Annotated in this window: 13 protein-coding genes and 1 pseudogene; 6 read left to right on the top strand and 8 right to left on the bottom strand. The window is 63.8% G+C overall.

Going from position 1 to position 12021, the window contains the following annotated elements:
- Nucleotides 1–839 (bottom strand): annotated as a pseudogene (locus tag EOC06_RS44865) (autotransporter outer membrane beta-barrel domain-containing protein); the annotation flags it as partial.
- 761 nt (nucleotides 840–1600) lie between these two features.
- Entirely contained in the window at nucleotides 1601–1909 is a 309-nt protein-coding gene (locus EOC06_RS45010) for a hypothetical protein (protein WP_164898677.1), read from the bottom strand.
- Nucleotides 1910–2018: 109 nt separating this feature from the next.
- Between EOC06_RS45010 and EOC06_RS21360 the strand changes: the two genes are divergently transcribed.
- The gene (locus EOC06_RS21360) at nucleotides 2019–2495 is read left to right on the top strand and encodes an NUDIX hydrolase (RefSeq protein ID WP_128308720.1); all 477 of its coding nucleotides are present in this window, start codon (nucleotides 2019–2021) and stop codon (nucleotides 2493–2495) included.
- 4 nt (nucleotides 2496–2499) lie between these two features.
- On the opposite strand, the gene EOC06_RS21355 is transcribed toward EOC06_RS21360, so the two are convergent.
- From EOC06_RS21355 to EOC06_RS21335, 5 genes are all read right to left on the bottom strand, one after another.
- Nucleotides 2500–3348 carry a citryl-CoA lyase gene (locus EOC06_RS21355; RefSeq protein ID WP_127270868.1) on the bottom strand — a complete coding sequence of 283 codons (849 nt, stop codon included), beginning with the start codon at nucleotides 3346–3348 and terminating at the stop codon, nucleotides 2500–2502.
- Complete coding sequence (locus EOC06_RS21350) at nucleotides 3345–4529, bottom strand: CaiB/BaiF CoA-transferase family protein (protein WP_128308719.1); 1185 nt, start codon at nucleotides 4527–4529, stop codon at nucleotides 3345–3347. The genes EOC06_RS21355 and EOC06_RS21350 overlap by 4 nt, the downstream gene beginning before the upstream one ends.
- A 15-nt stretch (nucleotides 4530–4544) precedes the next feature.
- Nucleotides 4545–6068 carry a tripartite tricarboxylate transporter permease gene (locus EOC06_RS21345; protein ID WP_023812558.1) on the bottom strand — a complete coding sequence of 508 codons (1524 nt, stop codon included), beginning with the start codon at nucleotides 6066–6068 and terminating at the stop codon, nucleotides 4545–4547.
- Nucleotides 6069–6072: 4 nt separating this feature from the next.
- Nucleotides 6073–6609: a tripartite tricarboxylate transporter TctB family protein gene (locus EOC06_RS21340; protein WP_128308718.1), complete on the bottom strand. Its 537-nt coding sequence runs from the start codon at nucleotides 6607–6609 to the stop codon at nucleotides 6073–6075.
- Between the two features lie 122 nt (nucleotides 6610–6731).
- On the bottom strand, nucleotides 6732–7706 hold the full coding sequence (locus EOC06_RS21335; RefSeq protein ID WP_127269608.1) for a tripartite tricarboxylate transporter substrate binding protein: 975 nt from the start codon (nucleotides 7704–7706) through the stop codon (nucleotides 6732–6734).
- 184 nt (nucleotides 7707–7890) lie between these two features.
- On the opposite strand from EOC06_RS21335, the gene EOC06_RS21330 reads away from it, so the two are divergent.
- A complete protein-coding gene (locus tag EOC06_RS21330; protein ID WP_127397554.1) occupies nucleotides 7891–8661 on the top strand; it encodes an IclR family transcriptional regulator in 771 nt (256 codons plus the stop codon).
- 137 nt (nucleotides 8662–8798) lie between these two features.
- Here EOC06_RS21330 and EOC06_RS21325 read toward each other — a convergent pair whose 3' ends face one another.
- Nucleotides 8799–9332 (bottom strand): GNAT family N-acetyltransferase, encoded by a 534-nt coding sequence (locus EOC06_RS21325; RefSeq protein ID WP_128288014.1) that lies wholly within the window; start codon nucleotides 9330–9332, stop codon nucleotides 8799–8801.
- 199 nt (nucleotides 9333–9531) lie between these two features.
- Between EOC06_RS21325 and EOC06_RS21320 the strand changes: the two genes are divergently transcribed.
- The 4 genes from EOC06_RS21320 to EOC06_RS21305 all read left to right on the top strand — a co-directional run.
- Nucleotides 9532–9987, top strand: a complete 456-nt coding sequence (locus tag EOC06_RS21320) for a DUF2214 family protein (protein WP_127328326.1) — start codon at nucleotides 9532–9534, stop codon at nucleotides 9985–9987.
- Nucleotides 9988–10122: 135 nt separating this feature from the next.
- Nucleotides 10123–11100: a tripartite tricarboxylate transporter substrate-binding protein gene (locus EOC06_RS21315; RefSeq protein WP_128308717.1), complete on the top strand. Its 978-nt coding sequence runs from the start codon at nucleotides 10123–10125 to the stop codon at nucleotides 11098–11100.
- 75 nt (nucleotides 11101–11175) lie between these two features.
- Nucleotides 11176–11649, top strand: coding sequence for a tripartite tricarboxylate transporter TctB family protein (locus EOC06_RS21310; RefSeq protein ID WP_128308716.1), 474 nt, complete (start codon nucleotides 11176–11178; stop codon nucleotides 11647–11649).
- Nucleotides 11650–11659: 10 nt separating this feature from the next.
- Nucleotides 11660–12021, top strand: a 362-nt coding sequence (locus EOC06_RS21305) for a tripartite tricarboxylate transporter permease (RefSeq protein ID WP_206631226.1), incomplete at its 3' end; no start/stop codon positions are given.

Below are 12021 nucleotides of genomic sequence, written 5' to 3'. Positions count from 1 at the left end.
GTGCCACCGCCGCCGAACAGGCCGAAGGCGTCGCCGCCGCCACCACCGCCGCCGCCGACCGACTGTACGGCCATGCCGCTGGCGAAATCACCATGCGTTATGATGCCGCCCGAATTGCTGCCCGTGGCATTTCCGCCCAAAGTGGCGCCGCCGCCATTGCCGCCGCCGCTGACGACCCCGACGCCATCGGCGCCATTGCCACCCACACCACCTGCCGACCGCACCAGCATGCCATAAGAGGCCAATCCCGATGTTTCCACCTTGCCGGCGTTGCTTGCCGATGCGGTGCCGCCGGAAGCACCATCACCGCCGTCACCAGCATCGACGCCGAGACTGACGATGTTGTCACCGCCCTGGCCGCCATTGCCGCCGCTGGCGTTGGAAAAGATGCCGTAGGAAAAGTCGCCCGTCGTCGTGATGTCGCTGGTGCCAGACGCAACCGCGTTGGCGCTGCCGCCGGTGTTGCCGCTTCCGGCGTCGCCGCCAAGGTTCACGATCGCCGGAAGGGCGCCACCGCCACTGCCGCCATCGCCGCCGACCGCGGAAGCTATGAGTCCATGATGGCCCGAGCCGATGGTCGAAATCGTGGCGTTGTTGAGAACATCGACGGATCCGCCAACGCCGCCATTGCCGCCCTCACCGCCATTGGTTTCAAAGGGCGTTCCAGCCAGGCCTTCGCCGCCGTCGCCGCCATCGCCGCCATTCGCCGTGCCGCCAAATCCAGATGCGTTGACGTTTATCTGCGGGGTGTTGTTTACGGCTCCAGGAGTCGCATTTGTAATCGATCCGCCGGGATCGCCATTATCGCCATCTGCGTCAAGGTCCCCTGTCCGGAGCATCCGGGCCGTTCTCGTCTATGACGAACTGAGCATGCGCCGCCGGTATCGGCGGAAAACCCACCAGCGCGGTGGCGCCGAGGAGGACCATCAACCGTCCGGCAATCACACCTGGCCGGCGACGGCGACCCGAGCCAGACGCTTCTTGCGCACGTGCCACCGGTCCAAGTTTGAACAAAGTCCACGCTTGCGCCGCACGAAGCGAACAAGGCGAACTGCCGGGCAGCGCTTGGCGGGCAAGCCCTGCTTGCTGGGATACCTCTGCCACATGGGCATTGGCAGCGTCGATACCGGAACCCGGAACCGCGAATGCGCGTTTGATGGCAAAGCCACCACGCTTTGAAAACAAAGCCATGCACTTACCCCCCGTTTTACGGGGGCGCGCCTCAATGCCTGCTTAAGGCGACGCCACCGCTATGCTCATGCAATTGCAATAAGGATGCCGGCACTGCGCAATAAGGTTCAATGCATTAAAACAGAGCATCCGCATTCCCACTTGCGGAGCTCTGACTCAATTAGAATACATTAACTTATGCCGGATGAAACCGAAAATTTACGTGCGGACACTGACTAAAGCCGCTGACGTTTCATAGTCGTCATATGACGACTATCTGCGGTTCACTGCTGGAATCGCAGAACAAAGCGATCGGACTGCCCGATTTCGTGATGCTCGACCCGCTGGCCATGGCATCGCCGCGCAAACGTCCTATATCAGTGGGCAGAGTTTTTTGCGCGGGAATGAGCGAATGTCGGCACTTCGGCCATCAACGATCTTCACAGTGGCAATGCTGGCCACGGCAGTGCTGGCGGGCGTTTGCCTGCCGGCTTCCGCGCAAGCGCTCAATTCCGCTACCGGCAACAATGCGCTGATCCGGCAGAACGACCTGCAAATCCTGCAAAACAGGATACAACGGCAGCAATATCAGCAGCAACAGCAGCAGTACCGCGCCCAGGACCGCCAGATCGTTCAGCAGCCGCCCCCAGTCGTGCAGCAGCTCAAGCCAAGCTGCCAGACCCAGATAATCGGCACCACCGCCGTGAGCAATTGCCGCTGACATCAAGGCCTTTTTCATTTATTTAGCCGACTTATGTATTTAGGGTGTCTTTCGGCACACGCGAAAGTTTTGGTTTTGCAACGATGCCTTGTCGCGCTATGCGGCATTGCATCGACTGGATTGACGAATGGCAGCCACCAAGAAAAAGGCCGTACGCAAGGCAAAAAAGGGCGAGAGGATCCGCCAGGTGGCGGCTATTCCCTTTCGGCTGACCGCGCGCGGCGACATCGAGGTCATGCTGGTCACGTCGCGTACCACCAGGCGCTTCATCGTCCCCAAGGGCTGGCCGATGAAGGGCAAGAGCGGACGCAAGGCGGCCACCATCGAGGCACGGGAGGAAGCCGGCGTGCTCGGCAAGACGCTGAAGCAGCCGGCGGGCACCTATTCCTACTGGAAGCGGCTGGCCAATCGCTTTGTCCGCGTCGACGTCATCGTCTATCTGCTCGAGGTGAGCGAGGAACTGGCCGACTGGCAGGAAGCCAAACGACGCCAGCGGGCCTGGCTGGCGCCAGCCGACGCAGCCATGCTCATCGACGAGCCTGATCTTTCAACGTTGGTGAAGACGCTGAAGCTTCCTCAGCCTTTGCAGGTGGACCAGGCGTAAAGCCTCACTCGCCGGGCTCATCGCTTTCGGGAAACGGCCGCACCGGCGTGCCGGTATAGGTCCACAGCCATTCGCGCGGCAGCGGCCCTTTGTTTCGCTCGGCCTGCTGCGACTGCTCCCAGGCATGCGCAAGGATGCCGACCGAGCGCGACAGCACGAAAAGCCCTCGCGTCAGCGCTGGCGGAAAACCGAGTTCGCCATAGATGACGGCGGTAGCGCCATCGATGTTGAGCGGTATTTTTTTCCTCTTGCGTCGCGCGACGTCCGCCTCGATCGCTTCTGCAATATCGACGAAACGTCCGTTGACGGCACCGCGTGCGGCAAATTCGCGGGTCAGTTCCAGCAAGCGCGGCGCGCGCGGGTCGACGGGATGGAAGCGATGTCCGAGCCCCGGCACATAGCCCTTCTCCTCGGCGAAGAACCGGTCGAGCCGTGTCGAGACCGCTTCATTCAGCGTCATCCCGGCATCGATTGCCACGGCAATGTCACCATAGAAGGAAAGCGCCTGCTCGCCGGCGCCACCGTGCACGTCGCCGAGAACGTTGATGGCCGAGGCCATGGCGCTGTTGATACCGACGCCGCAGGTTGCGGCCATGCGCGCGATGGCGATCGATGGCGCCTGCGGTCCGTGGTCGACGGCGGCTCCCAAGGCAATGCCGAGCAACTCTGCCTGGTCCTCGCCGGGCAGTTCGCCGCGCAGCATCAGCCAGATGACAGCCGGGAAGCTGACGCGGCCGATCAGATCCTGGATCTCGTAGCCGCGCAGCCGGATGACACCAGGCCGCATCTCGATGATGTCGGTCTGCCACCATTCCTCGCCGCGCTCACGGCCCGTCTTCTCCGTGTCGCTCATGCGCCTACCTTTGTCTTGGCGCGGGGTGGCAGGTCGGCGAACACCTCGCCCATATGTTCGCCGAGCGCCGGCGGCGGCTTTGTCGGCAACGGCGCCTCGCCATCTACCATGAAGCCGCCGCGCAGAACGGTCAGCGGCTTGTCCATGCCGGCCACATCGTCGAAATTCGCGGTCACCCGGCGTTCGAGCACTTGCGGCTCGCCCAGCACTTGCGGGATCGTCAGCACCCTGCCGGCGGGCACCCCGGCGCGATTGAGCATCTCTTCCCAGGCAGCCGCCGAGGCGTCCGCCAGGGCGTCCTCGATTTCGACTTTAAGCGCCGCACGGTTGCGCTTGCGCGTCTCGCGCTCGGCAAAGCGGACATCGGAGGCCAGTTCCGGCCGGCCAATCAGCCGGCACAGCGCCACGAACTGCTCCTGCTTGTTGGCGGCGATGTTGACGAGCCCGTCGCCGGTGCGAAACGTACCGGAGGGTGCCGCCGTCATGTTCTCATTGCCCATCGGCTTGGGGTCGATGCCTGCGGTCAGATAGTTGGAAACCGGCCAGCCAAGCGCGGAAAGTGTGCATTCGAGCATCGAGACGTCGAGAAAGGCACCCTCGCCGCTCGTCTTCTGCCGCACCAGCGCCGAGGTAATTGCGAACGCGCCGACCAGTCCGCCAAGCGTGTCGGCCACGGGATAGCCGACCCGCAGCGGCGCCGTTTCCGGTGTTCCGGTGATGCTCATGATCCCCGACAGGCCCTGGATGATCTGGTCATAGGCGGGATTGTCGCGCATCGGCCCGGTCTGGCCGAAACCCGATATCGCGCAATAGACGAGGCCTGGACGGACCGTCTTCAGCGCCTCGTAACCAAGCCCCAGCCGATCCATCACGCCCGGGCGGAAATTCTCCACCAGGGCGTCGGCGCTGGCCACCAGATCGAAAAAGCGCTCGCGATCGGCTTGCTGCTTGAGGTCGAGCACCACCGACCGTTTGCCGGCGTTCTGCGCCAGGAACGATGCGCCCATGCCGGCGCTGTTCAGCTTTGGCGAGCCGCCGAGCTGGCGGGCCAGGTCGCCGCCTTGCGGCGCCTCGACCTTGATCACATCGGCGCCGAGCAGCGCCAGCTGATAGGCGCAGTAGGGACCAGCCAGGACGTTGGTCAGGTCGAGGACGCGGATACCGGAAAGCAATTCTGTCATGGCATCATGGATCGATCAGGCATCGCCGGGCACATGCTCCGGTCCGCGCCGACGCCGATGCTCGATGAAGGCCCAGATATGCGGGCCGGCGAGGCCGATGAAGGCGAGCGTCAGCAGCGTCAGCGACAGCTTGTGGGTGTAAAACACCGACCAGTCGCCATTCGAGATGGTCATCGCCCGGCGGAACTGGGTTTCGGCGAGCGGTCCAAGGATCATGCCGATAATGACGGGCGCGGTCGGGAAATCGAAGCGCCGCATCAGGAAGCCGGCGGCCCCCAGGAGATAGAGGATGACGAGGTCGATGGGCGATTGCGAAATACCATAGGTGCCGACCGTCGCGAACACCAGGATGCCGGCATAGAGCTGCGGCGCCGGGATTTTCAAAAGCCGCACCCACAGGCCGATCAGCGGCAGGTTGAGGATGACCAGGATGACGTTGGCGATGAACAGGCTGGCGATCAGCCCCCAGACGAGATCGCCCTGGGTCGTGAGAAGCAGCGGTCCGGGGTTGATGCCGTAGCTCTGGAAGGCCGACAGCATGATCGCCGCAGTCGCCGAGGTCGGCAGGCCAAGCGTCAGCATAGGCACCAGCACGCCGGCTGCGGAGGCATTGTTGGCGGCCTCGGGGCCGGCAACGCCCTCGATGGCGCCGACCGTGCCGAACTCCTCCTTGTGCTTCGACAGCTTCTTTTCGATGGCATAGGACAGGAAGGTCGGGATTTCGGCGCCGCCGGCCGGCATGGCGCCGATCGGGAAGCCGATCGCAGCGCCGCGCAGCCAGGGTTTCCACGAACGCCCCCACTCGGCCGCCGTCATGTAGAGCGAGCCCTTCAGCGGCACGATCTCGTCCTTGCCGGCATAGCGGCGCGAGGCCATGTAGAGCGTCTCGCCGACGGCAAACAGGCCGACCGCGGCAATGATGACATCGACGCCATCAAGCAGTTCGTTCGTGCCGAAGGTGAAGCGCGGCTGGCCGGTCTGCAGGTCGACGCCGATCATGCCGATGACGAAGCCGGCGAACAGGCTGGTCAGGCCGCGTACGGAAGACGAGCCGAGCACCGCCGAAACGGTGATGAAGGCCAGCACCATCAAAGAGAAATATTCGGCCGGACCAAAGGCCAATGCGAATTTGACCACCACCGGCGCCAGGAAAGCGACGCCCATCGTGCCGATCGTGCCGGCGACGAACGAACCGATCGCCGAGGTGGCGAGTGCCGCGCCGCCGCGCCCGGAGCGCGCCATCCTGTTGCCTTCCAACGCAGTGACGATGGTGGCACTTTCGCCGGGCGTGTTGAGCAGGATCGACGTCGTCGAACCACCATACATGGCGCCGTAGTAGATGCCGGCGAACAGGATGAAGGATGCCTCCGGCGCCACCTGATAGGTGATCGGCAAAAGCAGCGCGATGGTCAGCGCCGGCCCAAGACCGGGCAGCACGCCGATGGCGGTACCGAGTGTGGTGCCAAGCAGGCACCACAGAAGGTTGACCGGGGTGAAGGCAACCGAGAAGCCATGTGCGAGATGTCCGAGCGTTTCCATGACGTCAGCCCCTCAACATGGTGATGAACGCATCGATGACCGTGTTCAGCTGGTTCTCGATGAAACCGGCACCGATGTTGACGCCAAGCGCCCTGGCGAAGCCGAAATAGGCGGCCAGCGCCAGGATCAGGCCGAGCACTGCGTCACGCAGCGTGCGCTTGCTGCCGAAGCCGTAGCAGACCAGAACGAACATGATGACGGATGCCGCCGTGAAGCCGAGCGGCCGGATGAGCAGCAGATTGGCGATCAGGCCGATGACGACGAAGCCCATCGCCTTCCAGTCGGTCGGCGTCTCCTTTTCCTCCTCCGGCTGCCAGCCGCCGCGAAGCGCGGCAAGGATGAGCAACAGCGAAAGAACCACCAGGCCGAACATGGTGAGGTAGGGAAAGACGGTCGGGCCGACCTTGGAGTAGAGCGGCGACACCGGGATTGCCAGCGTCTGCCAGGCGACGGCGCCGGCGCAGGCCAGGAGCCCGATGCCTATCAACAATTCCGGCACGGCAAGGCGCCACGGCGCCGACTGCTGGTCGCTGGTGCTCATCGGTATCCTCCCAAGATGGCCGGCATCCTCCAGCCCGCCGCATCCGCAGTTTCGCCGCATCATATGTCCATGCGGCAGGCGAGATGGGAAGGGGGCGGCACTCTAACCGCCCCCTGAAGACATCAGGCGAGGCCGAGATCCTTGAGGATCGCGGTGATGCGGGCCGTGTCCTCGGTGAGGAATTTTGCGTAGTCGTCGCCAGTCAAAAGGATGGGCGTCCAGTTGCGGTTTTTGCATTCGGTTGCCCATGCATCGCTCTTGGCCATGGTCTCGATCATTGTGACCATCGCCGCCTTGTCGGCGTCGGAAACGCCGGGCGGTGCGAAGACGCCGCGCCAGTTGAACAGTTCGACATCGATGCCGGCTTCCTTCATCGTCGGTGCGTCGATGCCGTCCTGACGCTTGTCAGCCGAGATGGCGAGCAGCCTGAGCGCACCTGCCTTGACCTGCTCCGAGAACTCGCCGAAGCCGGAAATGCCGGCCGCGACCTGGTTGCCGAGCAGCGCCGACAGCGCCTCGCCGCCGCCGGCGAACGGCACATAGGAGAGGTTGGTTGCCGGAACGCCGACCGTCTTGGCGATCAGGCCGAACAGGATGTGATCGGAACCGCCTGCCGAGCCGCCGGCGACAGGAACCTTTGTCGGATCGGCCTTGAGCGCGGCGACGAAATCAGCGGCCGTCTTGAACGGTGACTCCGCCGGCACGACCAGGGCCTCGAACTCGCCGGTGAGGCGGGCGATCGGGGTGACTTGCGTCAGATTGTTCGCGGCCTTGTTGGCAATGATGGCGCCAACCATGACCATGCCGGCAACCATCAGGGAATTGCCTTTGCCGTTCCACTGGCTGATGAATTGCGGCAGCCCGACAGTGCCGCCGGCGCCGCCGACATTGGTGATCTGCGAACCCGAGATCAGCTTTTCACTGCGCAGCACCTGGTCGATCGTGCGCGCCGTCTGGTCCCAGCCGCCACCCGGTGCGGCAGGCACGAAGAGCTGTATCTGGGGCGCGCCTTCGGCGTAAGCGGGAGAAAGATGCGACGTCATCAGCCCGGCACCCACGGCTGCGGTGCTCATCAAAAATCTGCGTCTGTTCAGCATGGGGATTCCTCCAAATCACGACACCTCCTCCGGTGCCCGCCAAAACGCGCCTGCATCCAGACCCGTCATCGATTTCAAGCAGATGTTACGGAGTTCTGTCAACGGAAACGATATTCTACTGGACAGAACGATTTGGCGGCGCGACAGAGTCGCGTCGCTCGGCTTTCTTCAAACTGGAACCACCATGGACTCGCCAAGCAAATCGGCAGATGGGGAAATAGATCGCACCTCGGCGGACGGTGTTGCCGCGCTTGATCGGGCCATTGCCATCCTCGATGCTTTCACCACGGATGACCGGTCGCTCAGCCTGGCCGAAATCGCGGCGCGCACCGGCCTCTACAAGAGCACCATCCTGCGGCTTGCGAATTCCCTCATGCGCGGACGATTGCTCGAGCGCCTCGACAATGGACGCTACCGCGTCGGACCCGCGACCTTTCGGCTCGGTGCGCTCTACCAGCGTTCGGTCGTGGCGGTCGATATCCTGCTGCCGATCATGCGCGATCTTTCCGAGCGAAGCTGGGAGAGCGTTGCCTTCTATGTTCGCTCGGGCGACGTCCGCACCTGTCTCTACCGCGTCGAATCCAAGCACCCGATCCGCTACACGATACGCGAAGGCGACGTATTGCCTTTGCTGCTCGGCTCGGGAGGCCGCGTGCTCGCAGCGTTTTCGGGCCAGCAGGGCGAACCTTACGAGACCATCCGCAAGACCTGCAACTGCCTCGCCGTGGGCGACCGCGACCCCGAGACGGGGGGCGTGTCGGCGCCGGTGTTCGGCCCGGGAGGCGTCCTGCTCGGCGCCTTGACCCTGGCTGGACCCAGCACGCGCGTCGACGCGGCATTTCTGCAGCGCATGAAGCGTCCGCTGCTCGAGGCGGCGGCCCGCGCCACCCGCGCCTTCGGCGAGGACGCCTCCATGCTCGAGCGGGCAAGCCTGGCAGCGGACGCCATGCCGTAGAACACGTTCTCGTTGGAAGCCCCGCTCAAGTCAGTTTGACCAGGCCACAGCGGTTCTTGGCGCGGCCCGCCTCGTCATCATTGCTGGCGACAGGCGCCATCATGCCGGCGCCGGCAGCTGTCAGCCCGCCGCTCAGGTCACCGCGCCAGCAGGATGGTCGGAGTGTCGTGATAGGTGGTCTTCACCACTTCCCGGTAACCGCACTTCGCAGCCACCCTCAGCGACGCGCCGTTTTCCGGATCGATGATGCAGACGGTCTTCTCGCGCCCGAAAATCTCTTCGCTCCACGACAGGATGCGGCCAACCACCTCGGTGGCGAAGCCCGCCCCGTGCACGGCCGGAACCAGCGCCCACCCGGCCTCGGGAATGCCTTCGATTGATGGTTCCATATCGCGCTTCAGGTCGTGAAACCCGGCCTCGCCGATGAAGCGTCCGGTCGCCTTCTCCTCAATCGCCCAGAAGCCATAGCCGAGCAGCGACCACAGGCCGGCGTGACGCAGGAAGCGCATCCAGCTTTCTTCGCGCGTGCGCGGCTTGCCGCCGATGAAGCGGGTGACGACGGGATCGGTCCACATCGCGGCATAGGTGTCGAAATCATCCAGCCGGTGTGCCCGCAGGATGGTGCGCTTCGTTTCGATGACAGGGGCGCTGGTCGCTTGTGGATTGTTCATGGGATCTGCCTTGTACGGATCGCCAGCGCTTAGCAAATCGCCGGTGCGGCGCAAGGGGCCAGCGCAACACGGCCCATCATCCAGGCGCCGCTATGGGAATTTTGCGAGACGGTGTTATTTTTTCACGGCAGGCCGATTCAACGCCTGCCAGCGCGACCTTTCAGGCGCGCATTGCTGCCGTCAAACCCAGGGAAAGAGCATGGACACCACCGATCTTGTGCTTGCGATCTTCCATCATCTGCTGGTGTTTTCGTTGGCGGGAATCATCGGCGCCGAATTCGTCCTGATCCGCGGCGATCTGGGCACTGCGACGCTCAAGAGGCTCGCCGGCATCGACCGCCATTACGGCATCATTGCCACGCTGATCATCGTCGTCGGCATCGGCCGCGTCTTCTATGGCCTCAAGGGCTGGGAATTCTACGTCCACAATTGGGTGTTCTGGGCCAAGATAGCGGCGTTCGTCGTGGTCGGCCTGCTGTCGATCATCCCGACCGTCCGCTTCATATCCTGGAGCAGGCAGGCGAGCGGCAATGCCTCGTTCCAGGTGCCGGCGGCCGAGCTTGCGTCCGTGAAGACTTACATCCGCGCCGAAGCTTTCATCTTCCTGCTCATCCCGGTCTTCGCCGCCGCGATGGCGCGTGGCTACGGCTATTAGGATGGCGCCCATCAGCAGTTTGCCGTTTGAGTCCGGTTGCAATCTGTTAATTTGCGCTAGTTGTTGCTCCATCTGCAGGGTGTTGAGAGGACCCCGCGCAGCGGTTGGAGATTTACGCATTGGGAGGAGATCACGATGAGAAGATTTGTCGCCACTCTGGCTGCTGCTGCGGCCGTCGCGCTTTATGGGTTCACTGCCGGCGCGCAGACCTATCCTGAACGCACCATCACCGTTGTGGTGCCGTTTGCAGCCGGCGGCCCGACCGACACGGTCACGCGCCTCGTCGCCGAAGCGATGTCGAAGGATCTCGGCCAGCAGGTCATCGTCGAAAATGTCGGCGGCGCCGGCGGCACTCTGGGTGCCGGTCGCGTCGCCAACGCCGAGCCGGACGGTTATACGCTGCTGCTCCATCATATAGGCATGGCGACAAGTGCGACGCTGTACAGAAAGCTCGCCTACGACACGCTGAACGCCTTCGAATATGTCGGCCTCGTCACCGAGGTGCCGATGACCATCGTCGGCCGCAAGGACCTGGGGCCCACCGACCTCAAGGGGTTGGTGGAGTACGCCAAGGCCAACAAGGATTCCATAACCGTCGCCAATGCCGGCATCGGTGCGGCCTCGCATCTATGCGGCATGCTGTTCATGAGCGCCATCAAGACGCCGCTGGTCACCGTGCCCTACAAGGGCACCGGCCCGGCCATGACCGATCTTCTCGGCGGCCAGGTCGACATCATGTGCGACCAGACGACCAACACCACCAAGCAGATCCAGGGCGGCACCATCAAGGCCTATGCCGTCACCTCGCCGGAACGCCTCGATGTGCTGAAGGACGTGCCGACGACGGTGGAAGGCGGCCTTCCCGATGTGCAGGTCGGCATCTGGCATGGTCTCTATGCACCCAAGGGCACGCCGGCCGAGATCACCGAACGCCTGTCGAAATCGCTGCAGGTCGCGCTGAAGGACCAGAACGTCGCCGCCCGCTTCGCCGAACTCGGCACCAAGCCGTCGCTCGAGGCCGATGCCACGCCCGCCGCACTGAAGGCCAAGCTGGAAAGCGAGATCGCGCGCTGGAAGCCGATCATCGAAGCCGCCGGCCAGTACGCCGACTGAGATTTGAATAGGGGCGCCACCAGCGCCCCTATTTCGCTCGGCATCGCTACCCCAGTGCGGGCTTGGAGAACCATCATGAAACCTTTCGCGATCGACAGGGCCAACGGCCTGTGCGCCGCCCTGTTCATCGGTTTTGGCGCATCGTTCGCGCTGCAATCGCTCGGTCTCGAAATCGGCACCGCCTTGCGCATGGGGCCAGGCTATTTTCCGCTGGTCCTGGCGATCGTGCTGATCCTGCTTGGCGCGGTCATTCTCGTCCAGGCCGTACGCGTCGAGGGCGAAGCGATCGGGCACGTTGCGTGGCGCGGCATGCTGCTCATCCTGCCTGCTCCGATCTTCTTCGGCCTGACAGTGCGCGGCCTCGGATTCATCCCGTCGATCTTCCTGACGGCGCTGATCGCGTCGTTTGCCAGCCGCCGCATGAAGCCATTGACCGCGCTCGTGCTGTCGGCCGGTCTGACGTTGTTTGCCTTCCTCGTCTTCAGCTACGCGCTCGGCCTGCCGTTCCGCCGCTTCGGCCCGTGGCTGGCCCCAGGGTCGGCATCGTGAGGCGATGAGCATGAATCTCCTCGACAACCTCGCGCTCGGCTTTTCGACGGCGACGTCGTTGACCAACCTCGGTTTCTGCCTGATCGGCGTCCTTCTCGGCACGCTGATCGGCGTCCTGCCCGGCATCGGCGCCACCGCGACCATCGCCATGCTTCTGCCCATCACCTTCCAGATCGGCGATCCGGTCTCCTCCCTCATCATGCTCGCCGGCATCTATTACGGTGCGCAATATGGCGGCTCGACCACCGCCATTCTCATCAACATGCCGGGCGAATCCTCGTCCGCCGTGACCGCGATCGACGGCTACCAGATGGCCAGGAACGGCCGCGCCGGAGCGGCCCTCGCGATCGCGGCCATCGGCTCGTTCTTTGC

The organism is Mesorhizobium sp. M7A.F.Ca.MR.362.00.0.0, assembly GCF_004023175.1.
GTDB lineage: Bacteria > Pseudomonadota > Alphaproteobacteria > Rhizobiales > Rhizobiaceae > Mesorhizobium.
This window is presented reverse-complemented; position numbering and strand designations above follow the sequence as displayed.

Coding starts and splice junctions, on each gene's coding strand:
- EOC06_RS45010 (WP_164898677.1), bottom strand. CDS start 1,909: ATGAAAAAGGCCTTGATGTCAGCGGCAATTGCTCACGGCGGTGGTGCC.
- EOC06_RS21360 (WP_128308720.1), top strand. CDS start 2,019: ATGGCAGCCACCAAGAAAAAGGCCGTACGCAAGGCAAAAAAGGGCGAG.
- EOC06_RS21355 (WP_127270868.1), bottom strand. CDS start 3,348: ATGAGCGACACGGAGAAGACGGGCCGTGAGCGCGGCGAGGAATGGTGG.
- EOC06_RS21350 (WP_128308719.1), bottom strand. CDS start 4,529: ATGACAGAATTGCTTTCCGGTATCCGCGTCCTCGACCTGACCAACGTC.
- EOC06_RS21345 (WP_023812558.1), bottom strand. CDS start 6,068: ATGGAAACGCTCGGACATCTCGCACATGGCTTCTCGGTTGCCTTCACC.
- EOC06_RS21340 (WP_128308718.1), bottom strand. CDS start 6,609: ATGAGCACCAGCGACCAGCAGTCGGCGCCGTGGCGCCTTGCCGTGCCG.
- EOC06_RS21335 (WP_127269608.1), bottom strand. CDS start 7,706: ATGCTGAACAGACGCAGATTTTTGATGAGCACCGCAGCCGTGGGTGCC.
- EOC06_RS21330 (WP_127397554.1), top strand. CDS start 7,891: ATGGACTCGCCAAGCAAATCGGCAGATGGGGAAATAGATCGCACCTCG.
- EOC06_RS21325 (WP_128288014.1), bottom strand. CDS start 9,332: ATGAACAATCCACAAGCGACCAGCGCCCCTGTCATCGAAACGAAGCGC.
- EOC06_RS21320 (WP_127328326.1), top strand. CDS start 9,532: ATGGACACCACCGATCTTGTGCTTGCGATCTTCCATCATCTGCTGGTG.
- EOC06_RS21315 (WP_128308717.1), top strand. CDS start 10,123: ATGAGAAGATTTGTCGCCACTCTGGCTGCTGCTGCGGCCGTCGCGCTT.
- EOC06_RS21310 (WP_128308716.1), top strand. CDS start 11,176: ATGAAACCTTTCGCGATCGACAGGGCCAACGGCCTGTGCGCCGCCCTG.